Annotated in this window: 24 protein-coding genes and 1 other RNA gene; 5 read left to right on the top strand and 20 right to left on the bottom strand. The window is 60.5% G+C overall.

Annotated elements, in window-relative coordinates; translation table 11 throughout:
• The first annotated feature begins 58 nt into the window (after positions 1–58).
• Complete coding sequence (locus ACQ4MY_RS06305; RefSeq protein WP_440094399.1) at positions 59–1567, top strand: sensor domain-containing diguanylate cyclase; 1509 nt, start codon at positions 59–61, stop codon at positions 1565–1567.
• Positions 1568–1718: 151 nt separating this feature from the next.
• Here ACQ4MY_RS06305 and lpxC read toward each other — a convergent pair whose 3' ends face one another.
• The 18 genes from lpxC to rsmI form a co-directional block, all read right to left on the bottom strand.
• Entirely contained in the window at positions 1719–2630 is a 912-nt protein-coding gene (gene lpxC / locus ACQ4MY_RS06300; protein WP_008082763.1) for a UDP-3-O-acyl-N-acetylglucosamine deacetylase, read from the bottom strand.
• 112 nt (positions 2631–2742) lie between these two features.
• Positions 2743–3939 (bottom strand): cell division protein FtsZ, encoded by a 1197-nt coding sequence (gene ftsZ, locus ACQ4MY_RS06295; protein WP_007916986.1) that lies wholly within the window; start codon positions 3937–3939, stop codon positions 2743–2745.
• Positions 3940–4007: 68 nt separating this feature from the next.
• Positions 4008–5267: a cell division protein FtsA gene (gene ftsA, locus ACQ4MY_RS06290; RefSeq protein WP_008082764.1), complete on the bottom strand. Its 1260-nt coding sequence runs from the start codon at positions 5265–5267 to the stop codon at positions 4008–4010.
• 15 nt (positions 5268–5282) lie between these two features.
• Complete coding sequence (locus ACQ4MY_RS06285; RefSeq protein WP_008082766.1) at positions 5283–6149, bottom strand: cell division protein FtsQ/DivIB; 867 nt, start codon at positions 6147–6149, stop codon at positions 5283–5285.
• 4 nt (positions 6150–6153) lie between these two features.
• A complete protein-coding gene (locus ACQ4MY_RS06280) occupies positions 6154–7113 on the bottom strand; it encodes a D-alanine--D-alanine ligase (RefSeq protein ID WP_440094396.1) in 960 nt (319 codons plus the stop codon).
• Positions 7110–8570, bottom strand: a complete 1461-nt coding sequence (murC, locus tag ACQ4MY_RS06275) for a UDP-N-acetylmuramate--L-alanine ligase (RefSeq protein WP_158831944.1) — start codon at positions 8568–8570, stop codon at positions 7110–7112. Before murC ends, ACQ4MY_RS06280 begins: the two co-directional genes overlap by 4 nt.
• Positions 8563–9633, bottom strand: a complete 1071-nt coding sequence (gene murG, locus ACQ4MY_RS06270; protein ID WP_064392864.1) for an undecaprenyldiphospho-muramoylpentapeptide beta-N-acetylglucosaminyltransferase — start codon at positions 9631–9633, stop codon at positions 8563–8565. The genes murC and murG overlap by 8 nt, the downstream gene beginning before the upstream one ends.
• Positions 9623–10840: a putative lipid II flippase FtsW gene (ftsW, locus tag ACQ4MY_RS06265; RefSeq protein ID WP_008082773.1), complete on the bottom strand. Its 1218-nt coding sequence runs from the start codon at positions 10838–10840 to the stop codon at positions 9623–9625. The genes murG and ftsW overlap by 11 nt, the downstream gene beginning before the upstream one ends.
• Entirely contained in the window at positions 10837–12183 is a 1347-nt protein-coding gene (murD, locus tag ACQ4MY_RS06260; RefSeq protein ID WP_440094394.1) for a UDP-N-acetylmuramoyl-L-alanine--D-glutamate ligase, read from the bottom strand. Before murD ends, ftsW begins: the two co-directional genes overlap by 4 nt.
• A gap of 5 nt (positions 12184–12188) precedes the next feature.
• The gene (gene mraY / locus ACQ4MY_RS06255; protein ID WP_008082775.1) at positions 12189–13271 is read right to left on the bottom strand and encodes a phospho-N-acetylmuramoyl-pentapeptide-transferase; all 1083 of its coding nucleotides are present in this window, start codon (positions 13269–13271) and stop codon (positions 12189–12191) included.
• Complete coding sequence (locus tag ACQ4MY_RS06250) at positions 13271–14638, bottom strand: UDP-N-acetylmuramoyl-tripeptide--D-alanyl-D-alanine ligase (RefSeq protein ID WP_440094392.1); 1368 nt, start codon at positions 14636–14638, stop codon at positions 13271–13273. Before ACQ4MY_RS06250 ends, mraY begins: the two co-directional genes overlap by 1 nt.
• Entirely contained in the window at positions 14631–16094 is a 1464-nt protein-coding gene (locus tag ACQ4MY_RS06245; RefSeq protein WP_440094390.1) for a UDP-N-acetylmuramoyl-L-alanyl-D-glutamate--2,6-diaminopimelate ligase, read from the bottom strand. Before ACQ4MY_RS06245 ends, ACQ4MY_RS06250 begins: the two co-directional genes overlap by 8 nt.
• A complete protein-coding gene (locus ACQ4MY_RS06240) occupies positions 16094–17833 on the bottom strand; it encodes a peptidoglycan D,D-transpeptidase FtsI family protein (protein ID WP_177323319.1) in 1740 nt (579 codons plus the stop codon). The genes ACQ4MY_RS06245 and ACQ4MY_RS06240 overlap by 1 nt, the downstream gene beginning before the upstream one ends.
• Positions 17833–18126 carry a cell division protein FtsL gene (gene ftsL / locus ACQ4MY_RS06235; protein ID WP_007917008.1) on the bottom strand — a complete coding sequence of 98 codons (294 nt, stop codon included), beginning with the start codon at positions 18124–18126 and terminating at the stop codon, positions 17833–17835. Before ftsL ends, ACQ4MY_RS06240 begins: the two co-directional genes overlap by 1 nt.
• Positions 18123–19070 (bottom strand): 16S rRNA (cytosine(1402)-N(4))-methyltransferase RsmH, encoded by a 948-nt coding sequence (gene rsmH, locus ACQ4MY_RS06230; protein ID WP_008082779.1) that lies wholly within the window; start codon positions 19068–19070, stop codon positions 18123–18125. Before rsmH ends, ftsL begins: the two co-directional genes overlap by 4 nt.
• Complete coding sequence (mraZ, locus tag ACQ4MY_RS06225) at positions 19067–19522, bottom strand: division/cell wall cluster transcriptional repressor MraZ (RefSeq protein ID WP_007917012.1); 456 nt, start codon at positions 19520–19522, stop codon at positions 19067–19069. The genes rsmH and mraZ overlap by 4 nt, the downstream gene beginning before the upstream one ends.
• Positions 19523–19924: 402 nt before the next feature.
• Positions 19925–20278, bottom strand: an RNA gene (rnpB, locus tag ACQ4MY_RS06220) — RNase P RNA component class A.
• A gap of 73 nt (positions 20279–20351) precedes the next feature.
• Positions 20352–21257: a 16S rRNA (cytidine(1402)-2'-O)-methyltransferase gene (rsmI, locus tag ACQ4MY_RS06215; RefSeq protein WP_440094387.1), complete on the bottom strand. Its 906-nt coding sequence runs from the start codon at positions 21255–21257 to the stop codon at positions 20352–20354.
• A 177-nt stretch (positions 21258–21434) separates the two neighbouring features.
• Here rsmI and ACQ4MY_RS06210 point away from each other — a divergent pair, with 177 nt between their 5' ends.
• The 4 genes from ACQ4MY_RS06210 (at position 21435) to ACQ4MY_RS06195 (ending at position 24881) form a co-directional block, all read left to right on the top strand.
• A complete protein-coding gene (locus ACQ4MY_RS06210; protein WP_158831930.1) occupies positions 21435–23246 on the top strand; it encodes a penicillin-binding protein activator in 1812 nt (603 codons plus the stop codon).
• Complete coding sequence (locus tag ACQ4MY_RS06205; RefSeq protein WP_158831928.1) at positions 23246–23608, top strand: YraN family protein; 363 nt, start codon at positions 23246–23248, stop codon at positions 23606–23608. Before ACQ4MY_RS06210 ends, ACQ4MY_RS06205 begins: the two co-directional genes overlap by 1 nt.
• A gap of 104 nt (positions 23609–23712) precedes the next feature.
• Entirely contained in the window at positions 23713–24306 is a 594-nt protein-coding gene (locus ACQ4MY_RS06200; RefSeq protein ID WP_007917022.1) for a phosphoheptose isomerase, read from the top strand.
• Positions 24303–24881: a BON domain-containing protein gene (locus ACQ4MY_RS06195; RefSeq protein ID WP_007917023.1), complete on the top strand. Its 579-nt coding sequence runs from the start codon at positions 24303–24305 to the stop codon at positions 24879–24881. The genes ACQ4MY_RS06200 and ACQ4MY_RS06195 overlap by 4 nt, the downstream gene beginning before the upstream one ends.
• 146 nt (positions 24882–25027) lie before the next feature.
• Here the strand turns inward: ACQ4MY_RS06195 and ACQ4MY_RS06190 are convergent, their stop codons facing one another.
• Together ACQ4MY_RS06190 and ACQ4MY_RS06185 are read right to left on the bottom strand one after the other, a co-directional pair.
• The gene (locus tag ACQ4MY_RS06190; protein WP_007917024.1) at positions 25028–25441 is read right to left on the bottom strand and encodes a ClpXP protease specificity-enhancing factor; all 414 of its coding nucleotides are present in this window, start codon (positions 25439–25441) and stop codon (positions 25028–25030) included.
• A 16-nt stretch (positions 25442–25457) separates the two neighbouring features.
• On the bottom strand, positions 25458–26075 hold the full coding sequence (locus ACQ4MY_RS06185) for a glutathione S-transferase N-terminal domain-containing protein (protein ID WP_007917025.1): 618 nt from the start codon (positions 26073–26075) through the stop codon (positions 25458–25460).
• Positions 26076–26139 lie beyond the last annotated feature (64 nt).

Raw genomic sequence — 26139 nt, 5'->3', positions numbered from 1 at the left:
ATCCCCCGCAGTGTTTGTGCAACTACGCTTATAAGATCCCCTAATCGATAACCCCATCATGATCGCGAGCCGTACCCCTCCGGTTTCGGGCAAGACCGGACGCCCCGAACTGCTGCTGATTTGCGGCAGCTCGCTGACCGTGATCGCGATTTTATGCATCGTCACCTTTCTGCTGATCCGCGAGCACGCCAACGCTCAGGAATCGGCGACCCGCAGCGCCACCACCATCGCCCAGTTGATCGACGCCGATGTGTTGCGCACCGTCGAACTCTACGACCTGACCCTGCAAGGCCTGATCGCCGCCGCCCAGCGTGATGATTTGCGCGATGTCACTCCGCAGGTCCGCCACTTGGCGCTGTTCGACCGTTCCACCACCGCACGTTTCAAGGGCGACATCCTGCTCCTCGACAAGCATGGCGACGTGCTCGCCGACTCTTCGCGTGTCGAACCGAAACCGGGCAATTTCGCCGATCGCGACTACTTCCTCGCCCACGCCTTCAATCGCGATGTCGGCATGTTCATCAGCCGCCCGTTCAAGACCCGCTGCGACTGTGATGAAGCCAACCAGTGGCGAATCAGCTTCAGCCGGCGGATATCCTCGGACACCGGCGAATTTGTCGGCGTCGCCGTCGCTTCAATGAAGCTCGACTACTTCGACCAGTTGTTCAACAGCCTCGACATCGGCAAAGACAGCACGCTGAACATCATCGACAACGACGGCGTCCTGCTGGCGCAAAAGCCTTATCTGCAAAGCAATTCGATCGGCAAGAGCTTCGGCAATCGGCCCAATGTCATTCGCATACTGCGCGACAAGGATGGCAACGGCAGTTTCAGCAGCACCTCGAGCATGGATCATCAGCAGCGTCTCTATACCTATTCGCGCGTCGGCAACCTGCCGCTGACGGTGATGGTCGCGCTGTCCAGCGATGAAGTATTCGCCACCTGGCGCCGCACCGCGATCCTGATCAGCGGTGCTACCGGCGTGCTCTGCGTGGGTTTGCTGTGGCTGACCTGGCTGCTGGCCCGCGAACTGCGCCGACGCCAGCGCGCCGAGCACGAACTGGCGCAACTGGCAGCCACTGATGCGCTGACCGGTGTCGCCAACCGTCGAATGCTCGATCAGGCGCTGCGTCACGAATGGTTTCGGGCCCAGCGTTCGGGCAAGCCGATGTCGGTGATGATGATCGATGCCGACCACTTCAAGGCGTTCAATGATCGGCACGGACATCAGGCCGGGGATCAGGCGCTGCGTGAGCTGGCCAATCTGATCACGGCAAATGTGCGGCGGCCGGCGGATCTGGTGGCGCGGTATGGCGGCGAGGAGTTTTCGGTGATTCTGGCTGAGACCGACGGTCATGGGGCGCAGCAGATTGCCGAGCATATTCGACAGGCGGTGGAGCAATTGCCGTGGGTCGAAGGGGCTGAGCGGCCGATGACGGTAAGTATTGGCATCGCGACCTGGACATCGGCGAGTGAGTTGACGCTGGAGCAACTGTTGTTTGCGGCGGACAAGGCGTTGTATCAGGCCAAGGAAGGTGGGCGGAATCGGGTGGTGGTGGCTGCCTGAAGATCAAAAGATCGCAGCCTTCGGCAGCTCCTACATTGGAATGCGGTTCCTGTAGGAGCTGCCGAAGGCTGCGATCTTTTGCTTCTGAAAAAAGGGGCATAAAAAAAGGCCATCCGAGGATGGCCTTCAAAAAACTAGAGAGGTTTTTTACTTACACCGCCGCAACCGGGCGCATGTAAGAGATTGGTGCGGTGCTGGCGTCATCGAACGTCACCACTTCCCAAGCATCTGTTTGCTCAATCAACTTGCGCAACAGCTGGTTGTTCAGTGCATGACCGGACTTGAAGCCTTTGAACTCACCAATCAGGCTGTTACCCAAAAGGTACAGGTCGCCAATGGCATCGAGGATCTTGTGCTTCACGAATTCGTCTTCATAGCGAAGGCCGTCTTCGTTCAGTACGCCATCGGCATCGACCACGATTGCGTTTTCAACGCTGCCGCCGAGTGCGAGGTTGTGCTTGCGCAGGTACTCGATATCACTCATGAAACCAAAGGTACGGGCGCGGCTGACTTCTTTTACGAACGAAGTGCTGGAAAAATCCACGCTTGCACTTTGGGTGCGGTCCCGGAAAACCGGGTGATCGAAATCGATCTCGAAGCTCACCTTGAACCCTTCGAAAGGGACGAAAGTGGCGCGCTTGTCGCCATCTTCCACTGTCACTTCACGCAGGATGCGGATGAATTTCTTGGCGGCGTCCTGTTCTTCCAGGCCTGCCGATTGAATCAGGAATACGAAGGGTCCAGCGCTGCCATCCATGATCGGGACTTCGGACGCGGAGAGCTCGACGTAGGCGTTATCGATGCCCAGGCCAGCCATGGCCGAGAGCAAGTGCTCTACCGTGTCCACTTTCACGTCGCCGTTAATCAGCGTCGTCGACATAGTGGTTTCACCGACGTTTTCCGCGCGGGCAGGGATCTGCACCACAGGGTCGAGGTCAGCGCGACAAAACACAATGCCAGTGTCGACAGGCGCAGGCTTGAGGGTCAGATAGACCTTCTCACCGGAGTGCAGGCCTACACCTGTGGCACGGATAATATTTTTCAGTGTGCGTTGTTTAATCATGGCTTGGGCCGCTTCAGCGCAAATTGCGAACTGGTATCAACAAAGGCTGGCGATGATAGCAGACCATGCCTTTGCTGAACACCAATCACCTTCATAGCCCTGATACATTCCATCAATCGGCCTGACGACGCAGGAATGCCGGGATGTCCAGGTAGTCCAGATCATCTTGCGGATTCATCTTCGCGGCAGCCGCAGCACCGGCCTGAGCCTGGTTGCGCATGACGGTCGGACGATCCAGATCACGATAGTTGACCGCTGGCGCTTCCTGGCGGGCCGCAGCCGGTTGTTGCACCTGAGCGGAAGCCATGGAAGTGTGAACGGTGTTGTCGATGACCTTCACAGGCTTCTCGATTTTCGCGCCCAGACCGGTGGCAACCACAGTCACGTGCAGCTCGTCGCGCATGTCCGGATCGATAACGGTACCGACCTTGACCATGGCGTGCTCGGAAGCGAAGGCTTCGATGATGCTACCCACGTCGGAGTACTCACCCAGGGACAGGTCAGGGCCGGCGGTGATGTTCACCAGAATGCCGCGTGCGCCTTGCAGGTTCACGTCTTCCAGCAGCGGGTTGCGGATGGCCGCTTCGGTCGCTTCACGTGCACGGTTCGGACCGCTGGCGCAGCCAGTGCCCATCATCGCCATGCCCATTTCGCTCATCACGGTACGTACGTCGGCGAAGTCGACGTTGATCATGCCCGGACGCTTGATGATGTCGGAGATACCGCGAACGGCACCGGCCAGTACATCGTCGGCCTTGGCGAAAGCCGACAGCAGGCTTGCGTCTTTACCGAGGATGGTCAGCAGCTTCTCGTTAGGAATGGTGATCAACGAGTCGACGCTTTCCGAGAGCATGCGGATGCCTTCGTCGGCGATCTGCATACGCTTGCGGCCTTCGAACGGGAACGGACGCGTCACGACCGCAACGGTCAGAATGCCCATTTCCTTGGCCACTTCGGCGATGATCGGTGCAGCACCGGTACCGGTACCGCCGCCCATGCCAGTGGTGATGAACACCATGTTGGTGCCCTGCAGCACTTCGGCAATACGCTCGCGGTCTTCCAGAGCAGCCTGACGGCCGACTTCAGGGTTCGCGCCGGCGCCGAGGCCTTTGGTCACGCCGGTGCCCAGTTGCAGGATGGTACGCGCGCCGATGTTTTTCAGCGCTTGAGCATCGGTGTTGGCGCAGATGAATTCAACGCCTTCGATGTTGCTCTTGACCATGTGGTTGACAGCGTTGCCGCCGCCACCGCCGACACCGATAACTTTGATTACCGGGCTTGCGGGGATGTTGTCTACGAGTTCGAACATTTTCCCTCTCCTTACATTCTCTAGTTTTTTCGCCTACTGCATTTTTGTTGCGGTGTTGCGGTAAAGCTTTAGAAGTTGCCTTGAACCCACTTCTTCAATCGGTCCAGCAACGGCGCCTGTGGCTCTTCGTTGCTGTAGCTGTCGCGGCTGCCGATGCCCGAGAACGAGATCCCGTCGGACTGCTTTTGCAGGCCGTACATCAACAAGCCAACGCCAGTGGAATAAATCGGGTTGCGTACCACGTCATCCAGACCTTTGACGCCGTGCGGCACGCCCAGACGAACCGGCATGTGGAAGATTTCTTCGGCCAGTTCAGTGGCGCCTTCCATCTTCGAGGTACCGCCGGTGAGGACGATGCCGGCCGGGATCAGGTCTTCGTAGCCGCTGCGACGCAGCTCGGCCTGAATCAGCGTGAACAGTTCGTCGTAACGCGGCTCGACCACTTCGGCCAGGGCCTGACGCGACAGTTCGCGCGGTGGACGGTCGCCGACGCTTGGCACCTTGATGGTTTCACCGGCACCGGCCAGTTTCGCCAGGGCGCAGGCGTAGCGGATTTTGATTTCTTCGGCGTACTGAGTCGGGGTACGCAACGCCATGGCGATGTCGTTGGTCACTTGATCACCGGCAATCGGGATCACCGCGGTGTGACGGATCGCACCTTCGGTGAAGATTGCGATGTCGGTGGTGCCGCCGCCGATATCGACCAGGCACACGCCCAGCTCTTTTTCGTCGTCGGTCAGTACCGAGTAGGCCGAGGCCAGTTGCTCGAGAATGATGTCGTCGATTTCCAGACCGCAGCGACGCACGCATTTTTCAATGTTCTGTGCAGCGTTGACGGCGCAGGTGACCACGTGAACCTTGGCTTCCAGACGCACGCCGGACATGCCCAGTGGCTCACGAACGCCTTCCTGGTTATCGATCACGTAATCCTGCGGCAGGGTGTGCAGCACGCGCTGGTCAGCCGGGATCGCTACAGCCTGGGCAGCGTCGAGCACGCGCTCAAGGTCAGCCGAGCTGACTTCGCGATCACGGATCGCGACGATGCCGTGGGAGTTCAGGCTGCGGATGTGATTACCCGCCACGCCAACGAACGCCGAGTGAATGCGGCAGCCCGCCATCAGTTGGGCTTCTTCGATCGCGCGCTGGATCGATTGCACGGTGGACTCGATGTTGACCACCACGCCCTTCTTCAGGCCACGGGACGGATGGGTACCGATCCCGACGATTTCCAGCGAGCCGTCGTCGGAGACCTCGCCGACCAGCGCCACCACCTTGGAGGTGCCGATATCGAGACCGACGATCATTTTGCCGCTTTGCACGTTTGCCATGGGTCCTGCCTCTTCTTAATTCTTTGCGACAGCGGGTTTGTCTGTCGTCGGCGCTACAGGTTCCCGCCAGCCAACAGCGAGGCCGTTGGCGTAGCGCAGATCGATGCGCGCAATGTTCGTAATCTGGTCTTTAAGCGTCTTGTCATAGATGGCGATAAAGCGGCGCATCTTTTCCACCAGGTTGCCGCGTCCCAGCAGCAACTCGATGCCGGGGCCGGAACTGCCGGCACCGGTGGTCAGGAACCAGCTGCCGCGTTCACGCAATTCCAGGCGCGCAATCGAGAAGCCCAACGGCCGCAGCATCTGGCTCAGCACCTGATACTGCTGCATCACTTGCTGCTGGGCCCGTTGTGGGCCGAACAGCTGTGGCAGGTGTTCGTAGTTCGCCAGCTCCTTGGGCGTAAACGCCTGGCCCTGGTTGTTCAGCAACGACTCGTCGCCCCATCGCGCCACCGGCAGTTGCTCTTCGAGGCGGATCACCACTTGATCCGGCCACACCCGACGCACTTCGGCGTGGGCGATCCAGGGCATCTGCTCAAGCTCGGTGCGCATCCCGGCCAGGTCGATGGTGAAGAAGCTCGACGCCACAAACGGGGCGATCCGCTGCTGCACCGCTTGCTGACTGATGTAGCTCAGGTCGCCCTGCACGGCGATCTTGGTGATCGGCCGGTCGGCGTACGGCAGCAGACGCGTTGCGCCTTCGTACGTCCCAAAACCCAGCACAACCAACAGCACCGGCCAGAACAGGCTTTTCAGAAAACCAAAATTGGCTTTCGGCAGGCGCGCGGACATCGGCTCTTTCGCCACCATACGGCTGGCGCCCCGTGGCACCGGCTTGCGGCCGGGTGCGGGAGGCTGATGTCGGAGCTGAGCGCCTTGCATCGTCTTAACCTCTAGCGTCTTCAACACTGGCGGCCAGAATGGCCAGTACCAGTTGCTGGAAATCCAGACCGGCCGCACGGGCCGCCATCGGCACCAGACTGTGATCGGTCATGCCCGGAGCGGTGTTCACTTCGAGGAACCAGAACTGCCCTTCGGCGTCCTGCATCACGTCCGCCCTGCCCCAACCGGCAATACCCAGCGCCTCACTGGCCTTGGCCGTGAGCTCCATGAGTTCCTGTTCCTTGGCGGCATCCAGCCCGCAGGGAATGCGGTACTGGGTATCGTTGGCGATGTACTTGGCGTCGTAGTCGTAGAACGTGTGCGGTGTACCCAGGGCGATTGGAGGCAACACCTGGTCACGCAGGGTGGCGATGGTGAACTCCGGACCTTGAATCCATTGCTCAACCAAAACTTGCGAATCGTAGGTACTGGCCGCTTTCCATGCGTCGATCAACTCGGACGCAGAACTCACTTTGGCCATCCCGATACTTGAACCTTCATGCGCCGGTTTGACGATCAAAGGGAAGCCCAGTTCCGTCGCCGCCGAAATACAATCGGCTTCGCTGCACAGCACGGCGTGACGCGGCGTCGGAATCCCGAGGCTGTGCCAGACCTGCTTGGTGCGCAGTTTGTCCATCGCCAGTGCCGAAGCCAGAATGCCGCTGCCGGTGTACGGAATGCCCGCCACTTCGAGCAGGCCCTGCATGCTGCCGTCTTCACCGCCACGGCCGTGAAGAATGATGAAGGCACGGTCGATTTTTTCGCTGAGCAGACGTTGCAGAATGTCGTCGCCAACGTCGATGCCGAACGCGTCCACGCCAGCGCTTTGCAGGGCATCGAGTACGGCGTTACCGGATTTCAGCGACACCTCACGCTCGGCACTCAAGCCGCCAAAGAGCACGGCGACGCGGCCGAAGTCTTTCGGCGCGATGGTGGAAAACAGCTTGGCGTAGGCAGCAGTCATTTCAACTTCCCCTCGACCGACGCCGCCACGGCGCCAGCGAACAATTCACTTTTCAACAGCTTCGGCGCGAGACCGCCGATATCACCGGCGCCCTGGCACAGCAGGATGTCGCCGGCACGCAGCAGCGGCTTGACCAGCGGCGCCAGATCAACGCCACGCTCGATGTAGATCGGGTCGAGCTGACCGCGCTGGCGGATGCTGTTGCACAGCTTGCGGCTGTCGGCGCCCGGAATCGGCTCTTCGCCGGCCGGATAGACTTCCATCAACAGCAGCACGTTGGCGTCGGCCAATACATTGACGAAGTCGTCGTACAGATCGCGGGTGCGGCTGTAACGGTGCGGTTGATACACCATCACCAGACGGCGCTCCGGCCAGCCACCGCGTACGGCTTTGATCACCGCGGCGACTTCGGTCGGGTGGTGACCGTAGTCGTCGACCAGCATCACGTGGCCGCCGTCCACCGGCAGTTCGCCGTAGACCTGGAAGCGTCGACCGACACCCTGGAAACCCGACAGGCCCTGCACGATGGCTTCATCGCTGACGCCCTCATCGGACGCGATGCAGATGGTCGCCAGCGAGTTGAGCACGTTGTGGTTGCCCGGCATGTTCACGGAAACGTCCAGCGGCTCGCGGTCAGGGCGCAGCACGGTGAAGAAGGTCTGCATGCCTTGCTGGCGCACATTGATCGCGCGGATGTCAGCGTCTTCGCTGAAGCCGTAGGTCACGGTCGGACGTTTCACCAGCGGCAGGATTTCGCGCACCACCGGGTCGTCCAAGCACATCACCGCCAAACCGTAGAACGGCAGGTTGTGCAGGAACTCGACGAAGGTTTTCTTCAGTTTGTTGAAGTCGCCGTCGTAGGTCGCCATGTGGTCGGCGTCGATGTTGGTAACCACGGCCACCAGCGGTTGCAGATGCAGGAAGCTCGCATCGCTTTCATCGGCTTCGGCGATCAGGTAGCGGCTGGTGCCGAGCTGGGCATTGGTGCCCGCGGCATTCAGACGGCCACCGATAACGAAGGTCGGATCCAGACCACCGGCGGCGAACACCGAAGCGATCAGGCTGGTGGTGGTGGTTTTGCCGTGGGTACCGGCGACGGCGATGCCGTGGCGATAGCGCATCAGTTCGGCGAGCATTTCAGCACGCGGCACCACTGGAATGCGGCGCTCAAGCGCAGTCGCCACTTCCGGGTTGGAGGTGTTCACAGCGCTCGACACCACCAGTACATCGGCGGTCGCGGCGTTCTCGGCGCGGTGGCCGATGTAGATGTGTGCGCCGAACGATTCGAGACGCTCGGTGACCGGCGAAGCTTTCAGGTCGGAACCGGACACTTCATAGCCCAGGTTCAACAACACTTCGGCGATACCGCACATGCCCACGCCGCCGATGCCGACGAAGTGGATGCGACGGATGCGGCGCATTTCCGGTTGCGGCATGGCTTTCTGATTCTCAACCATGGGCCACCTCCAGACAGGTATCGACCACGCTACGGGTGGCATCGGGTTTCGCCAGACGGCGGGCCGCTTGGGCCATATCTTCGAGTCGTTGCGGTTGCATCAAGACCTCTGTCAGGCGCGCGGCAAGGTCCGCGGCACCAGTCGTTCTTTGCGGCATCAGGAAGGCAGCGCCTTCACGGGCCAAATAATCGGCGTTGCGAGTCTGGTGATCGTCGATCGCGTGGGGCAAAGGCACCAGCATCGAGGGCAGACCGGCGGCAGCCAGCTCACTGATGGTCAACGCGCCTGCACGGCACACCACCAGGTCAGCCCAGCCATAGGCTTGGGCCATGTCTTTGATGAACGGCTGCACCTGCGCATCGACGCCGGCGGCGCGGTAGCGCTCTGCAGTCACTTCATCGTGGTTTTTGCCGGCCTGATGAAACACTTCCGGGCGCAAATCGGCAGCGACTTGGGCCAGAGCTTCAGGCAGCAATTTGTTCAACGGTTCTGCGCCCAGGCTTCCGCCGAGGATCAGCAAACGCGCTTTGCGACCGGCCAGGGCTGGTCGCGATGTGTCGAGGAACAGCTCGCTGCGCACCGGATTTCCGGTGGTACGGCGGGTGTCCGACAGAGTAAAGGTGTCGGGGAACGCTTCACACACTCGGGCGGCGAACGGCACCAGCAACCGATTGGCGGTGCCGGCCACCGCGTTCTGCTCGTGAACGATCACCGGCACGCCGGCCAGTTTCGCGGCGAGGCCACCAGGGCCAGTCACATAACCACCGAAACCGACCACACACACTGGCTTCAAGCGACGAATGATCGCCCGCGCCTGCCACACCGACTTGAGCAGCATGAACGGCGCCTTGAGCAGCGACAGCTTGCCCTTGCCACGCAGGCCGGTAGCGTTGATGCGGTGCAGTTCAAGACCTGCCGCCGGCACCAGTTCGTTCTCGATCCCGCGTGGCGTGCCGAGCCAGTGCACGGTGTAGCCGCGCGCCTGAAACTCGCGGGCACAGGCCAGCGCCGGGAACACGTGGCCGCCGGTTCCGCCGGCCATGATCAATACGTTAGCGCCCATGATTCGGCTCCTCGGCGAAGTCGCTCTCATGGAATTCCATCTCTTCACTGCCCAGGTGGGTTCGACTCTCCCACTCGATCCTCAGCAACAAGCCGAGACAGGCACAGCAAATCACCAACGAGCTACCGCCGTAACTGAGGAACGGCAAGGTCAGACCCTTGGTTGGCAACAGACCGACGTTCACACCGATGTTGATCAGGAACTGACCAATCCACAGGAACGACAAGCCGTAAGCCACATAAGCGGCAAAGAACTGTTTGGCCTTCTCGGCCCACAAGCCGATGTACATGCCGCGAATACACACGAACACGAACAGCGCGACGGTGCACAACGAACCGACCGCACCGAGTTCTTCAGCCAGTACCGAGAACACGAAGTCGGTGTGCGCTTCCGGCAGGTAGAACTGCTTCTGCACGCTGTTGCCCAGGCCGACGCCGAGCCATTCACCGCGACCGAAGGCGATCAGGGCTTGCGACAGCTGATAGCCAGCGCCGAACTGGTCGGCCCACGGGTCAGCGAAGTTAGTCAGACGCGCCATTCGGTACGGCTGCATCTGAATCAGCAAAACCACGGCCCCGACCGCCAACACCACCATCAGCGAGAAGCGGAACAACCCGACCCCGCCAAGGAACAGCATCGCCGCCGCAGCCCCCATCATTACGACGGTGGCGCCGAAGTCCGGCTCCATCAGCAACAGGCCGGCCATCGGCAGCAGCACGATGAACGGCTTGAAGAAGCCCATCCAGCTCTCGCGCACTTCCTTCTGACGCCGCACCAGATAACCGGCGAGGTAGATCACCACGAACACTTTGGCGATTTCAGACGGTTGCACGTTGAAGAAGCTGAAACCGATCCAGCGCATCGAACCGTTCACTTCTCGGCCGATGCCGGGAATGATCACCATCACCAGCAAGCCGAACGCACCGAGCAGCATCAGCCAGCCGAGACGTTGCCAGGTGGCGATCGGAATCATCATGGTGATGACACACGCGCCCAGGCCCAGCACCACATAAATAAGGTGGCGGATCATGTAATACAGCGGACTGCCCGACTGTGCGGCTGCCACTTCAGTGGACGCCGAGGCAATCATGATCAACCCGAGACCAAGCAGCGCCAGGCAACCGGCGAGCATCGGGAAATCGAGGTCGATGCCGCGCCCGGTGATGATCGGCGACGGATACGGCTTGATGATATTGAACAGGCTCATGCCAGATCCTCCACAGCGCGGACGAACTGGTGACCACGGTCTTCATAATTCTTGAACATGTCGAAACTGGCGCAGGCCGGCGACAGCAGCACCACGTCACCCGGTTGGGCGGCGGCGCGGCATTGCGCAACGGCGTCGACCAGCGAGGTCGCGCGAATCAATGGCACGGCATCACCGATGGCTGCGCCGATCTTGTCGGAGTCGCGACCCATGAGGATCACGGCGCGGCAGTTGGACGCCACCGGATCACGCAAATCGTTGAATTCGGCACCCTTGCCATCGCCACCGGCGATCAGGATGACCTTGCCGTCGATGTCCGCACCGAGGCCTTCGATGGCCGCCAGAGCGGCGCCAACGTTAGTGGCTTTGGAATCGTTGTAGTACGCCACGCCGTCGAGATCACGCACCCACTGGCAACGGTGTTCGAGACCGGCAAAGGTGCGCAAGGCCGAGAGCATGGCGTCGAACGGCAAGCCTACGGCATGCCCCAGCGCCAGCGCCGCAAGGGCATTGGACTGGTTATGCGCGCCGCGAATCTTCAGCTCACGCACCGGCATCAGGTTCTGGAATTCGAACGCGAGGTACTTCTCGCCATCTTCTTCGCGAATACCGAAGGCCTTGAAATCCGGTTTGCTCAGGCCGAAGGTCCAGCACGGCTGGCCCTCGCCCATCAACGGACGGGTCAGCGCATCCTGACGGTTGACCACAAACTGCCTGGCACCCCGGAAGATCCGGTGCTTGGCCAGGTGGTACGCCGGCAGACCACTGTAGCGATCCATGTGGTCTTCGCTGATGTTCAGCACGGTCGCCACTTCGGCGTTGAGCTGGTCGGTGGTTTCCAGCTGGAAACTCGACAGCTCCATCACGTACAACTCGACGTCGTCGCTGAGCAGATCCAGCGCCGGAGTGCCGAGGTTGCCGCCGACGGCGACGCGTTTGCCGGCCGCAGCCGCCATCTCGCCGACCAGGGTGGTGACGGTGCTTTTCGCGTTGGAACCGCTGATGGCCACGATCGGCGCCCGCGCGTTACGCGCGAACAGCTCGATGTCGCCGGACAGTTTCACGCCACGGGCCGCAGCGGCTTGCAGGGCCGGGGTCGCCAGCGCCAGGCCGGGGCTCACGTAGAGCTCGTCGGCACGGCAGAGGAATTCGACGTCCAGCTCGCCACAACGCACTTCCACGTGCGGATAGTCACGCTTGAGCGTGGCCAGTTCCGGTGGATTTTCCCGCGTGTCCGCCACGGCAAACGACGTGCCCCGGTTCGCCAGGAAGCGAACCAGGGACATGCCGCTCTTGCCGAGGCCGACAACGATGCGGAAGTGGTCAGAAGCGATCAGAGACACTCGTTCTACCTCAGCTTCAGGGTGGCAAGGCCGACCAATACGAGAATCACGGTGATGATCCAGAAACGGACGATCACGCGCGGCTCGGGCCAGCCCTTGAGTTCAAAATGGTGGTGGATCGGTGCCATGCGGAACACACGGCGACCGGTCAGCTTAAAGGACGCAACCTGAATGACGACTGACAGGGTTTCCATCACGAACACGCCGCCCATGATGAACAGGACGATTTCCTGACGGACGATCACCGCGATCGTGCCCAGTGCCGCGCCGAGTGCCAGGGCACCGACGTCGCCCATGAACACTTGCGCCGGGTAGGTGTTGAACCACAGGAAGCCGAGACCGGCGCCGATCAGCGCGCCGCAGAACACGATCAGCTCGCCCGCGCCCGGCACGTAAGGGATCAACAGGTATTCAGCGAATTTCACGTTACCCGACAGGTAGCAGAAGATGCCCAAGCCGCCGCCGACCATCACAGTTGGCATGATTGCCAGACCGTCGAGGCCGTCAGTCAGGTTGACCGCGTTGCTCGAACCGACGATCACGAAGTAGGTCAGCACGATGAAACCGAGGCCGAGCGGAATGCTGTAGTCCTTGAGCATCGGCAGGATCAGCGTGGTTTCCACCGGGGTGGATGCGGTCATATAAAGGAAGATCGCTGCGCCGAGGCCGAACACCGACTGCCAGAAATACTTCCAGCGGCTCGGCAGGCCACGTGAGTTCTTCTCGATGACTTTGCGGTAATCGTCGACCCAGCCGATGGCGCCGAACAGCAGGGTCACCAGCAACACAGTCCAGACGTAGCGGTTGCTCAGGTCAGCCCAGAGCAAGGTGCTGACGCCGATCGAAGACAGAATCAATGCGCCGCCCATGGTCGGTGTACCCGACTTGGACAGGTGCGATTGCGGGCCGTCGTTACGCACGGATTGACCGATCTGACGGTTCTGCAGGGTGCGGATCATCCACGGGCCATAGCACAGCGACAAAACCAGCGCGGTCAGCACACCGAGGATCCCGCGCAGGGTCAGGTACTGAAAGACCGCGAAGCCTTTGTAGAACTGTTGCAGATACTCCGCTAGCAGCAGCAGCATTAATGTTTCTCCAGACTGGACCCGCACAGAGCCGCGACGATGTTTTCCATCGCTGCACTGCGCGAACCCTTGATCAAAATGGTGGTATTTGTGTCCTGCTCGGCGTCGAGGGCCTGGATCAGCTCGGCTTGCGTGCCGAAGTGATGCGCCTGTTCACCGAATGCGTTCACGGCGTGAACCATGTTTGGCCCGACAGCGTAAAGCGCGGAAACCTTGCCCCGGGCGTACTCGCCCACGTCGCGGTGCCCCTGCTCCGCCCAATCGCCCAACTCGCCGATATCCCCGAGCACCAGGACGGTGCGGCCGGAAAAGCCGGCGAGTATATCAACGGCCGCGCACATTGAGGTGGGGTTTGCGTTGTAAGTGTCATCGATCACGCGCATACCGTTTTTCGCCAGTTGCGCGACGGTGCGTCCCTTGACCGGTTGCACGGCGCCAAGCCCGGTGGCGATGCCGAACAGCGACACGCCCAAGGCGTGAGCGGCAGCGGCGGCGGCCATGGAGTTGGCGACGTTGTGGGTGCCGAGCAGGTTCAACTGAACGCGCTCGACACCTTCAGGTGTGTGCAGATTGAAGGCCGGGCAACCACGGGCATCGGTGCTCAGGTCGCTGGCATAGAAATGCGCCTGAGTGTTGCTCAGGGCGAAGGTCAGCACTTTGCGCGCACCCGCACGGGTCTTCCAGATACCGAAGGCCTTGTCATCGAGGTTGAGCACGGCGATGCCATCAGCTGCCAGACCGTCGATGATTTCGCCTTTGGCTTCGACGATTTTTTCCGGCCCGCCAAACTCACCGACGTGAGCGGTGCCGGCATTGTTCAGGATCGCTACGTGCGGCTTGGTCAGGCCGACGGTGTAAGCGATTTCACCCAGACGCGAGGCGCCCAGTTCGATGACCGCCGAGGTATGTTCCGGGGCCAGTTCGAGCAGGGTCAGCGGTGCGCCGAGGTCATTGTTCAGATTGCCACGGGTCGCCAGCACCGGGCCGCGCGTGCGCAGGATGCTCGCGAGCATCTCCTTGACCGTGGTCTTGCCGCTGGAACCGGTGATCGCGGCGACTGGCTGAGTGAAAGCAGCGCGGTTCAGCGCGCCCAACTGGCCGAGGGCCTGACGGGTGTCTTTGACCAGCAGTTGCGGCAGCGTGCTGTCGGCGACTTCGCGCTCGACCAACGCAGCCACCGCGCCTTTGGCGGCGACGTCATTCAAATAGTCATGACCGTCGAAGCGCGGGCCGGTCAACGCAATGAACAGTTGGCCTGGCTGGATCGCACGGCTGTCGATGCTGACGCCGTCGAAACTGGCATCGGCAGAGATCAAACGCGCATCGAGCGCATTGGTTAGCTCGCTGAGTTTCAGGGCCTTAAGCATGGGCCACCTCCCAAGCGGTCAGGGCGTGATCGGCCTCGACCAGATCAGAGAAGGCATGGCGTTCGCCGTTGATTTCCTGATAGTCCTCGTGACCTTTACCGGCCAGGACAATCACGTCATCGGCGGACGCGCCGGCGATCAGTTGTGCAATCGCCTGACCACGGCCGGCGACGAAGGTGACTTTATCCACAGCCGTGAAACCGGCGCGGATGTCATCGAAAATCACCGCAGGATCTTCGGTGCGCGGGTTGTCGTCGGTGACCAGCACCTGATCGGCCAGACGTTCGACCACTTCGGCCATCAACGGACGTTTGCCGCGATCACGGTCGCCGCCGCAGCCGAACAAGCACAGCAGTTGGCCTTTGACGTGCGGGCGCAACGCGGTCAGGACTTTTTCCAGCGCATCCGGGGTGTGGGCGTAATCGACGACCACCAACGGCTGCGTGCCACCACCCAGACGCTGCATGCGTCCGGCCGGGCCTTCGAGTTTCGGCAGCACTTTGAGAATTTCGTCGAGCGCGTAATCCAGACCGAGCAAGGCGCCGACTGCCGCCAGGACGTTGCTCAGGTTGAAGCGACCGAGCAGCGTGCTGCGCAGATGATGTTCGCCCTGCGGCGTGACCAGCGTGGCGCGCACGCCGTGGTCGTCGAACTGTGCTTCGCGGCAATACAGATAGGCGCTGCTGTCGAGCAGGCTGTAGGTAATCAAGCGCGATTGACGTTTTTCAGCGGCCAGTTGCCGGCCAAAATCGTCGTCGAGGTTGACCACACGGCACTTCAGGTCATTCCAGGCGAACAGCTTGGCCTTGGCCTCGGCGTACGCCTCCATGGTGCCGTGATAATCCAGATGATCGCGGGACAGGTTGGTCATCACCGCCACGTCGAATGCCAAGGCAGTAACGCGGCCCTGATCCAGACCGTGGGACGACACTTCCATGGCCACGGCTTTGGCACCGGCCTTTTTCAGGTCGCCCAAGGTCGCTTGCACGGCAATCGGATTCGGCGTGGTGTGCAGACCGCTTTGCAGCGCGCCATAGAAGCCGGAACCGAGGGTGCCGACGATGCCGCAATGCTGGCCGAGCAGATCCAGCGCCTGCGCAACCAATTGGGTCACGCTGGTCTTGCCGTTGGTGCCGGTGACACCCACAAGATTCAGGTGATGACTTGGCTCGCCATAAAAACGCCCGGCGATGTCCGACAGCTGCGCAGCCAGGCCTTTGACCGGAATCAGCGGCACGTCGGTGATCGGCAGCACGGTGGCGCCTTCCACTTCATAAGCAACGGCTGCCGCACCACGTTGCAGTGCATCGGCGATGTGCGCCCGGCCATCGAATTTGCCGCCAGGCACGGCGAGGAACAGATCGCCCGCGCGTACGCTGCGGCTGTCCAGCGCCAATTCACGGATCAACAGATCGTGACCGGCGTGGGGGAATATCTTGTTCAGACTTAATGACATCAGCCGCGCCCTCCATTGGCTTTCAGCGGAATGACCGGGGTAGCGTTGGCTTGTTGCGTCGTCGGCAAGTTGTCCGGCGTTACGTTCATCAGGCGCAGGGTGCCGGACATCACACGGCTGAACACTGGCGCCGATACCAGACCACCGAAGTAGCCGGCCTTGGACGGTTCGTCGATCACTACAACAATGGCGTAACGCGGATCGCTCATCGGGCCGAAACCGGCGAACAGCGAGCGGTAGGAGTTCTCGGCGTAGCCCTTGGTGCCGACCGACGTTTTACGTGCAGTACCCGACTTGCCCGCCACGTGATACGCCGGCACCTGCGCACGGAATACACCGCGCGGCGCCTCGATCACTTGGGTGAGCATGCCTTGCATGGTTTTGGCGACGGCTTCCGGCAGCACCTGGGTGGTCTGCGGTGGCTTGTCAGTTTTGATCAGGGTCAGCGGCGCGAGACGACCGTTGTTAGCCAGCGCCGAGAACGCGTGAACGAGCTGAATCGCGGTCACCGAAATACCGTAACCGTACGACAGCGTTGCAGTTTCAGCCTTGCGCCAATCGCGGTAGTTCGGCAGGTTGCCGACACGTTCGCCCGGGAATCCAAGGCCGGTGTCCTGGCCGAGGCCGACTTTTTGCGCGAGGCGGAAAATCGTTTCGCCGCCGATATCGAACGCGACCTTACTCATGCCGACGTTACTGGAATTGATCAGAATGCCGGTCAGATCGAGTACCGGACCTTCGCTTTTGGAAACGTCCTTGATCGTGTATTTGCCGATCTGCAGGGAGCCCGGATACACCTCGACGGTGTCGCTCGGTTTCCAGCGGCCGGTTTCGATTGCGGCAGCCATCGAGATGGCTTTCATGGTCGAACCCGGTTCGAACACGTCGATCATCGCGCGGTTACGCATCATCGCCGGTTGCAGGTTGCGACGGTTGTTCGGGTTGTAGGTCGGCTGGTTGACCATGGCCAGAATCTCACCGGTCTTGACGTCCATGATCACCAGGCTGCCGGCCTTGGCGCCGTTCTCGATGATCGCGTTACGCAGTTCGCGGTTGGCCAGATATTGCAGACGCAGGTCAATGGACAACGCCAAGGGCTTGCCGGCCTTGGCGTTTTTGGTGACCTGGACATCCTTGATCAGCCGTCCGCGCCGATCCTTGATGACCTGTCGTTTGCCCGGCACCCCGGCGAGCCATTCGTCATAAGCCAGTTCGACACCTTCGCGACCGTGGTCATCGATGTCGGTAAACCCGACCATGTGCGCGGTGACTTCACCGGCCGGATAGAACCGACGGAATTCTTCGATGCCGTAGACGCCCGGTACTTTCAGATCGAGCACAGACTGGCCCTGCTCGGGGGTCAGCCCGCGCACCAGATAAATGAATTCTTTGTTGGCCTGGGCTTCTAGGCGTTCGGTCAGGGCTTTCGGGTCCTGGCCCAGCGCGGCGGCGAGTGCCGGCCACTTCTCTTTGGCCGTCTGCATTTCCTTGGCGTTGGCCCACAGCGTGGTCACCGGAGTACTCACGGCCAAAGGCTCGCCGTTACGGTCGGTGATCAGACCCCGGTGAGCCGGAATCGGAATGTGTCGCAGACTGCGCGCGTCGCCCTGACCTTTGAGGAAGTCACGGTCAACCACTTGCAGGTCGATAATGCGCCAACAGATCGCCGCGACCATCACACCGAGCAGCGCGACCATCAGGCGGAAACGCCATGGGAACAGAGCGCCTTCGAGTTTCATCATGGCGCCACCATCTTCACGTCAGCCGCGCCAGGAATGTGCATTTTCAGTTGTTCGGTGGCCAGCACTTCGATGCGGCTGTGCGCGGTCCAGGTGCTCTGCTCAAGAATCAGACGGCCCCACTCGGCCTGCGCCTTGTCGCGCACGCTGAGTTCGTTGTAAAGGGTGTTGAGCAACTGCCGGTTCCAGTGCGCGCTGTACGACACGGCGATGGCCGACACGAGCACGCCGATAAACAGCAACAGCATCAGAAAGCTGCCGCCGGGCAGTGGCTTGGCGAAAAGCTTGCTCACCGCAGCTTCTCCGCGACGCGCATGACAGCGCTACGGGAACGTGGGTTGGCTTTGAGTTCGGCGTCGGAGGCCGTCTGCGCTTTGCCATGGACTTTGATTTTCGGTTCGAACGCCACATGGCGAACCGGCAGGTTGCGCGGCAGGTTGTCGGCTTCGCCTTTTACCAGCTTGCGCATGAACAGTTTGACGATGCGGTCTTCCAGCGAGTGGAAGCTGATCACCACCAGGCGGCCGCCAATTTCCAAGGCGTCCAGCGCCGCTTCGAGGCCGGCTTCCAGATCACCCAGTTCGTTGTTGACGTGAATACGCAAACCCTGGAATGCACGGGTGGCCGGGTTCTTGCCCTTTTCCCACGCCGGGTTGGCGACTTTCAACACTTCAGCCAGGTCGGCAGTGCGCTCGAACGGCTTGATGTCGCGACGCTCGGCGACGGCGCGAGCCATACGACCGGAGAAACGTTCTTCGCCGTATTCCTTGAACACCCGGGCGATTTCCTCAGCCGGCGCGGTGTTGACGAATTCGGCAGCGCTGATACCCCGGGACGGGTCCATGCGCATGTCCAGCGGGCCGTCGTTGAGAAAACTGAAACCGCGCTCGGCGTCGTCGAGCTGCGGCGAGGACACGCCGAGGTCGAGCAAAATACCGCTGACCTTGCCGCTCAGACCTTGCTCGGCAACCACCGAACCGAGTTCGGCAAAGCTGCGCTGCACAACGACAAAGCGGCCGTCTTCGGCCGCTAGCGTTTGCCCGGTGGCAATCGCTTGTGGATCTTTGTCGAACCCGATGAGCCGACCGTCCGTCCCGAGTTGGCTGAGGATCAACCGGCTGTGGCCGCCGCGTCCGAACGTGCCGTCCAGATAGCAGCCATCAGGACGTACGGCGAGAGCCTCGACGGCTTCGTCAAGCAGTACGGTGATGTGGTTAAAGCCGCTATCAATAGTCACAGGATCAAATCACGCAGTTCATCAGGCATCGCGCCCGGTTGTTGAATGGCAGCAAGGTCAGCGGCAGATACCGCGTTCCATGCATCCTCGTCCCACAATTGGAACTTGTTCAGTTGGCCCACCAGCATCGCGCGCTTATCCAGCTTGGCGTACTCGCGCAAACGCGGTGGAACCAGAAAACGGCCACTGCCATCGAGCTCGAGGTCGACGGCGTTGCCGATCAATAAACGCTGCAAGCGACGGTTCTCTTCGCGAAGCGAAGGGAGTGCGCGCAACTTGGTTTCAATAATTTCCCACTCGTCGAGCGGATAGACACACAGACACGGATCAACGGCATCAATGGTGACGATCAACTGGCCAGAACTACGCGAATCGAGCTCGTCACGGTACCTGCTCGGCATGGCGAGACGGCCCTTTGCATCGAGACTGATAGCGTTAGCTCCGCGAAACACGTCTGCGTTTCTCCAATTTTTATCGTTTTGAGCTCAAAAAACCCACTTCATGCCACTTTCCGCCACTTGCGCACACTATAGGAATGCGCCCACCACACCGTCAAGGCGCGGATTAAAGGAAAACCCTTACAGAACGGAGATTTAGGAGCATAAAAGAAGGAGTAACGACAATCTGGCGCTGACTTTTGACCTATAACTTGATGCAGCACTGATAGCTGCGCTCGAAAGTTAAAGTAATTTGTTAAGAGTAAGATTTTTTCGGTATTACAAAAGCGCTTCTGCTGTTGATTGAAGCGAGGTGGGAAATGGCTATTACTGCGCGTGCCGCTGCCGAACTTTCAGAACAGGCGTGCTGATATTACACAGCCCTGTTGCCAATGATTCAAGCAGGGAAAGAAAAAGGTGGAGAGTCGATCTGTAAGCCGGGTTCTGTCTTGAACAGTCATTCGTCTACGATGGCCATCACTGGACATCTTTAGCAACCTACCCGGTCCCAGCGCGGGCCACGCCTTGGGACCCTATTTGGTCTTGCTCCAAGTGGGGTTTACCTAGCCACGAACTGTTGCCAGACGTGCGGTGCGCTCTTACCGCACCTTTTCACCCTTACCGGCGCCGAAGCGCTTAGGCGGTTATTTTCTGTGGCACTTTCCGTAGGCTCACGCCTCCCAGGCATTACCTGGCACTTCGCCCTATGGAGCCCGGACTTTCCTCCCCCCCCTAATTTTCATAGAGGGCAGCGACTGTCCGATCGACTCTCCGCCGCGAAGGTTAACGGCAGAGCGCCCGAAGAACAAGCGCTAATAGCCGCAAAACCTGTCCGATCGACGGGTTACTCGCCCTTCTGTTTATCCAGCGCGACCTGATACAGCACGTTTTTGCGCTCGCCAGTGATCTGCGCAGCCAAGGCCGCGGCACGCTTGAGCGGCATCTCTTCGAGCAACAGATTGAGGACGCGCATCGCCTCGCTGCTGACGGCGTCTTCAGACTCCGGCGCGGTCCAGCCCGCGACCAGCACGACGCACTCGCCGCGCTGCTGATTACTGTCGGATTCAACAAATGCGCGCAGCTCGGCCAGCGGCAAGCCTTTCAACGTCTCGAAGGTCTTGGTGATTTCACGGGCGAGCAAGGCCTGACGCTCACCCCCAAACACCGCTTCCATATCCTGCAGACACTCAAGAATGCGGTGCGGCGCCTCGTAAAAAATCAGCGTGCGCGGCTCTTCTTTAACTGCTTCGAGGCGCGCCTTGCGCCCCACCGATTTGGCCGGCAGGAAACCTTCAAAGATAAAACGGTCGGACGGCAGCCCCGCCGCCGACAGCGCTGCAATCAGCGCACAGGCACCCGGCACCGGCACCACATTGATCCCGGCAGCACGCGCCTGTCGGACCAGGTGATAACCCGGATCGGAAATCAGCGGCGTGCCGGCATCGGAAATCAGCGCGACGTTATCGCCCGCGAGCAGACGGGTAATAAAGCGGCTACCTTCATCTCGTTCATTGTGTTCGTGACAAGCGGCCAGCGGCGTGGAAATACCGAAGTGCTGCATCAGGCGCGCCGAGTGACGGGTATCTTCGGCAGCGATCAGCGCCACTTCGCGAAGGATTTTCAGTGCCCGGGCGCTGATGTCGTCCAGGTTGCCGATGGGCGTCGCCACCACATAAAGCGAGCCAGCAGCGGAATTCAAAGGACCTGGAGCAGTCAAAGCACACACCTCGTGTTCGGTAAAAGCGGGCATTGTAGCGCGTCGCGCGACCGGCGATACGCCTGAGCCAAACCCGGTTTTGCCCGCAGTTGTGTGCTGTCGCAACATTTACTCCAGCTAAATTGCCCGTTTCACACCACTAACATCGCGCCCCGGCCAGTGCTTGGGTACAATTCGACGCTAATTTGATCGAGTATCAGGAACACTTACATGATCGCTTGCCTGCGGCTGTTCACTGCCCTCTGCCTCGCTGCCTTGTTGGCGGCTTGTGCCAGCTCCCCTTCCTCCAGCCTTGGCGAACTTCCACGGACTCCGGATGCCAGCATCGAGCAACTGCTCGAACAGGCTACCCAGGCGAAAACCCCGGAAAAAGCTGCCCTGCTGCGCCTGAGCGCGGCGGACCTGGCTTATCGCCAAGGCAATGCCGGACAGTCCGCGCAAATCCTGCAACAAGTGCCGATGGAGCAACTCAAGCCCGGCCAGCAGATTTTTGCCAGCACCTTGAATGCTGAACTGGCGATGACGCGCAATCAGCCGAAAGCTGCGCTGACTGCCCTGAGCCATCCAAGCCTGCAGCACTTGGGCGAAATGCCTGAAGAGCAACAAGTGCGCACCGGCACCGTTCACGCCCGCGCCCTTGAAGCCGACGGTCAGACACTCGCCGCCGCGCGCGAACGCGTGTTCATCGCACCGATGCTGCAAGGCGAAGCCGCGAGCAAGAACCACGAAGCCATCTGGACACTGATTGGCTCGCTGCCGACCGACCAGTTGCAACCTAACACCACCGACGATCTCGGCGGCTGGATGGGTCTGGCACTGGCCGTGAAATCCGCCGGCACGCTGGAACAGCAGCAAGCCGCGATCGACACCTGGCGCGCACAGAATCCAAAACACCCGGCCGCGATCAACCTGCCGCTGCCACTGACCAAACTCAAGGAACTGGCCAGCCAGCCACTGAGCAAAATCGCCCTGCTGCTGCCGCAAGACGGCCAGTTGGCAGCGGTCGGCAAAGCACTGCGCGAAGGTTTCATGGCGGCGCACTACCAGGCGCAACAGGCCGGGCAGAAGCCACCCGCCATCGTCTTCTACGACAGCTCCAAGCTGACCTCGATAGATGAGTTCTACCGCAAGGCTCAGGCTGACGGCGTGCAACTGGTCGTCGGCCCGCTGGAAAAACCACTGGTCAAACAATTGAGCACTCGCCCACAACTGCCGATCACCACCCTCGCGCTGAACTACAGCGAAGGTGATCAAGGCCCGGCGCAACTGTTCCAGTTTGGCCTGGCCGCTGAAGACGAAGCTCGCGAAGTCTCGCGCCGCGCCCGTGCCGACGGTCTGCATCGCGCCGCCATCATGGTGCCGAAAGGCGAATGGGGCGACCGTGTACTGCGTGCTTTCAGCCAGGACTGGCAGGCCAACGGCGGCAGCATCATTGCCATTGAGCGCGTTGATCAGCCGGTGCAACTGGCTCAGCAAATCGCCGAGATGTTCCAGTTGCGTCAGAGCGAAGCCCGCGCCAAGAGCCTGCAAAATGCTGCCGGTACCAACGTAGCAGCACAGCCTTCGCGTCGTCAGGACATCGAATTCATCTTCCTTGCCGCAACGCCGCAACAAGCACAGCAGATCAAGCCGACCCTGAACTTCCAGTACGCCGGTGATGTTCCGGTTTACGCGACCTCGCACGTTTACAGCGCCAGCGGCGATGTGAATCAGTACAACGACATGAACGGCATTCGCTTCTGCGAAACCCCATGGTTGCTGGACAACAGCGATCCACTGCGCCAGCAAGTGGTTGCACAGTGGCCGCAAGCCGCGGGCAGCCTCGGCCGCTTGTACGCGATGGGCGTTGATGCCTATCGTCTGGCGCCACGCCTGGGCCAGCTCAAGGCCCTGCCGGACAGCCGCATCGACGGTGAGTCGGGCAGCCTCGGCATGACCCCGACCCAGCGTGTTGTGCGGCAGTTGCCTTGGGCGCAGTTCGTCAGCGGCCAGGTTCAACGCCTGCCGGACACCCAGCGCTGATGCCTGACAGGTCACGCTCGCAAAGCGGTAAAGATGCCGAGCGCCGGGCGCTCGAGCATCTGCAACAACAAGGTCTGCGCCTGCTGGCGCAGAACTGGTTTTGCAAACGTGGCGAGCTTGATCTGGTCATGCTTGATGGCGATACAGTAGTATTCGTTGAAGTTCGTTACAGAAAAAACACCCAATGGGGTGGCGCGCTCGCTAGCATCGATGAGCGCAAGCAGCAGAAACTGATTTTCGCCGCACAGTATTTTCTTCAGCGCGAGTCGCGTTGGGCCAATTCCCCCTGCCGCTTCGACGTGGTGGCCATCGACAGCCATCCGGATCAGCTGAACTGGTTGCAGAATGCTTTCGACAGTTGATCGTCGGCGTTGCGACCCGGACAATCCCACCGACAAATTTTGCTCTTTGCTTTGCGGGCTGCACATTCATGTGCCGAACAGCCGCGCTACTTAAGGTCACACAGATGGACATGCAATCCCGAATTCGCCAGCTTTTCCAGGCCAGTATCGACACCAAGCAACAGGCGATGGACGTACTTGCACCGCACATCGAGCAAGCCAGCCAGATCATGGTCAACGCCCTGCTCAACGAAGGCAAAATGCTTTCGTGCGGCAACGGTGGCTCGGCCGGTGACGCCCAGCACTTCTCTTCGGAGCTGCTCAACCGCTTCGAGCGCGAGCGCCCGAGCCTGCCGGCCATCGCCCTGACCACCGACACGTCGACGATCACCTCGATCGCCAACGACTACAGCTACAACGAAGTGTTCTCCAAACAGATCCGCGCACTCGGTCAGCCAGGCGATGTCCTGCTGGCGATTTCGACCAGCGGCAACTCGGCGAACATTATTCAAGCGATCCAGGCCGCACATGATCGCGAAATGATTGTCGTAGCTATGACCGGACGCGATGGCGGCGGCATGGCGTCGCTGCTGTTGCCCGAGGACGTCGAGATTCGCGTACCGGCCAATGTCACTGCACGTATTCAAGAAGTCCACTTGCTGGCGATCCATTGCCTCTGCGATCTGATCGACAGCCAACTGTTCGGGAGTGAAGAATGACCCCTAATCGCCTTGGCCTTCTGGCCTTGACCCTGTGCCTCGGCATCAGCGGCTGCACCTCGGTGGTGAACGCCAGCCGTGAAGCACCGATCGACGACGACCGTGGCACGCGCACCTTCGGCAGCAAGATCGACGACTCGCTGATCGAAACCAAAGTGGGTGTGAACGTGGCGAAGGCCGACCCGGCTCTGGACAACGACTCGCACATCGTCGTCACCAGCTTCAACGGCGTCGTGCTACTGGCCGGTCAAACGCCGCGCGCAGACCTGAAAGCCAAGGCTGAGCAGGCGGCAGCCGCCGTTCAACGGGTAAAAACCGTGCACAACGAACTGCAGGTCATCCCGCCCTCCGGTTTTCTGGCGCGCCAGAATGACACTTGGCTGACCTCCAAGATCAAGACGCAGATGCTCACTGACGCCAGCATTCCCGGCTCGCGCATCAAGGTGGTGACCGAGAACGGTATCGTTTATCTGCTGGGCCTGCTGACCAAACAGGAAGCCACCCAGGCGACCAACCTGGTGCAGGGCGTTTCCGGCGTACAGAAGATTGTGAAGCTGTTCGAATACATCGATTAATACACATCTCTGTGTAGGAGCTGCCGAAGGCTGCGATCCTTTGATCTTGCTTTTAAAAGACCAGGATCAAAAGATCGCAGCCTTCGGCAGCTCCTACAGTTTTGAGACGCGCATGAAAAAGGCGATCCTTCCGGATCGCCTTTTTTTTATTTCACCACTTTCAAGCTTGGCCGGCCGCTAGGGCGCGGTGGCTCGCTGTCCGGTGGCGGCAAGTCGTCATCCGACTCGATCTCTTCCTCGTCATCCATCGGCGACTCGAGATCAAACACCATGCCCTGACCGTTCTCCCGGGCGTAGATACCCAGAATCGCACTGATCGGCACGTACAAGCTGTGCGGAACACCACCGAAGCGACCTTCAAAGGTCACCACGTCGTTGTCCATGTGCAAGTGCCGTACTGCACTTGGCGAGATGTTCAGGACAATCTGCCCGTCACTGGCAAAACCCTGTGGCACCTGCACCGCCGGGTACTCAGAATTGACCAGCATGTGCGGGGTGCAATCGTTATCAACAATCCACTCGTAGAGCGCGCGGACCAGATAAGGTCGACTGGAGTTCATAGCGGCTCCTTAAGCCTTAGCGCATATCGCGTTCGACACCAGACAGACTCGCCTGGAAAGCCTCACGCGCAAACGAGCGCTCCATATAATCAAGCAGCGGCTTGGCTGGCCGCGGCAGTTCAATACCCAGAATCGGCAAACGCCAGAGTATTGGCAATAGGCAGCAATCCACCAGACTTTGTTCCTCACTGAGGAAAAACGGCTTGTCGGCAAACAGCGGCGACACGCCAGTCAGGCTCTCGCGCAATTCCTTACGCGCCACGACCCGCGCGGCCTCCTTGCTTTTCGGATCCAGAATCAGATCCACCAGCCCACACCAGTCGCGCTGAATACGGTGAATCAGCAAACGGCTGTTGGCACGCGCCACCGGATAAACCGGCATCAACGGCGGGTGCGGGTAACGCTCATCCAGATATTCCATCACCACGGTCGACTCCCACAACGCCAGGTCACGATCGACCAGCGTGGGCAGACTTCCGTAAGGGTTCACCTCAATCAGTTTAGGCGGCTGACGACCAGCCTCCACATAAATGATTTCGGCGCTGACACCCTTCTCTGCAAGCACGATGCGCACTCGGTGGGAATAGTGGTCGGCGGGGTCGGAGTAACAGGCCAACCGATTGGTCACGCCCATGGCGATCCTCCTCGCTTGTTGAATTTGTCGGAACCGGAAAAACGCGCGCGCCCAGAGGGCGCCT

Source organism: Pseudomonas sp. SM4 (genome assembly GCF_051913165.1).
Classification (GTDB): Bacteria; Pseudomonadota; Gammaproteobacteria; order Pseudomonadales; family Pseudomonadaceae; genus Aquipseudomonas.
This window is presented reverse-complemented; position numbering and strand designations above follow the sequence as displayed.

Bases quoted from the DNA above. Each gene is read 5' to 3' on its own strand.
- ACQ4MY_RS06305 (WP_440094399.1), top strand. From the start codon at position 59: ATGATCGCGAGCCGTACCCCTCCGGTTTCGGGCAAGACCGGACGCCCC.
- lpxC (WP_008082763.1), bottom strand. From the start codon at position 2,630: ATGATTAAACAACGCACACTGAAAAATATTATCCGTGCCACAGGTGTA.
- ftsZ (WP_007916986.1), bottom strand. From the start codon at position 3,939: ATGTTCGAACTCGTAGACAACATCCCCGCAAGCCCGGTAATCAAAGTT.
- ftsA (WP_008082764.1), bottom strand. From the start codon at position 5,267: ATGGCAAACGTGCAAAGCGGCAAAATGATCGTCGGTCTCGATATCGGC.
- ACQ4MY_RS06285 (WP_008082766.1), bottom strand. From the start codon at position 6,149: ATGCAAGGCGCTCAGCTCCGACATCAGCCTCCCGCACCCGGCCGCAAG.
- ACQ4MY_RS06280 (WP_440094396.1), bottom strand. From the start codon at position 7,113: ATGACTGCTGCCTACGCCAAGCTGTTTTCCACCATCGCGCCGAAAGAC.
- murC (WP_158831944.1), bottom strand. From the start codon at position 8,570: ATGGTTGAGAATCAGAAAGCCATGCCGCAACCGGAAATGCGCCGCATC.
- murG (WP_064392864.1), bottom strand. From the start codon at position 9,633: ATGGGCGCTAACGTATTGATCATGGCCGGCGGAACCGGCGGCCACGTG.
- ftsW (WP_008082773.1), bottom strand. From the start codon at position 10,840: ATGAGCCTGTTCAATATCATCAAGCCGTATCCGTCGCCGATCATCACC.
- mraY (WP_008082775.1), bottom strand. From the start codon at position 13,271: ATGCTGCTGCTGCTAGCGGAGTATCTGCAACAGTTCTACAAAGGCTTC.
- ACQ4MY_RS06250 (WP_440094392.1), bottom strand. From the start codon at position 14,638: ATGCTTAAGGCCCTGAAACTCAGCGAGCTAACCAATGCGCTCGATGCG.
- ACQ4MY_RS06245 (WP_440094390.1), bottom strand. From the start codon at position 16,094: ATGTCATTAAGTCTGAACAAGATATTCCCCCACGCCGGTCACGATCTG.
- ACQ4MY_RS06240 (WP_177323319.1), bottom strand. From the start codon at position 17,833: ATGAAACTCGAAGGCGCTCTGTTCCCATGGCGTTTCCGCCTGATGGTC.
- rsmI (WP_440094387.1), bottom strand. From the start codon at position 21,257: ATGCCCGCTTTTACCGAACACGAGGTGTGTGCTTTGACTGCTCCAGGT.
- ACQ4MY_RS06210 (WP_158831930.1), top strand. From the start codon at position 21,435: ATGATCGCTTGCCTGCGGCTGTTCACTGCCCTCTGCCTCGCTGCCTTG.
- ACQ4MY_RS06205 (WP_158831928.1), top strand. From the start codon at position 23,246: ATGCCTGACAGGTCACGCTCGCAAAGCGGTAAAGATGCCGAGCGCCGG.
- ACQ4MY_RS06200 (WP_007917022.1), top strand. From the start codon at position 23,713: ATGGACATGCAATCCCGAATTCGCCAGCTTTTCCAGGCCAGTATCGAC.
- ACQ4MY_RS06195 (WP_007917023.1), top strand. From the start codon at position 24,303: ATGACCCCTAATCGCCTTGGCCTTCTGGCCTTGACCCTGTGCCTCGGC.
- ACQ4MY_RS06190 (WP_007917024.1), bottom strand. From the start codon at position 25,441: ATGAACTCCAGTCGACCTTATCTGGTCCGCGCGCTCTACGAGTGGATT.
- ACQ4MY_RS06185 (WP_007917025.1), bottom strand. From the start codon at position 26,075: ATGGGCGTGACCAATCGGTTGGCCTGTTACTCCGACCCCGCCGACCAC.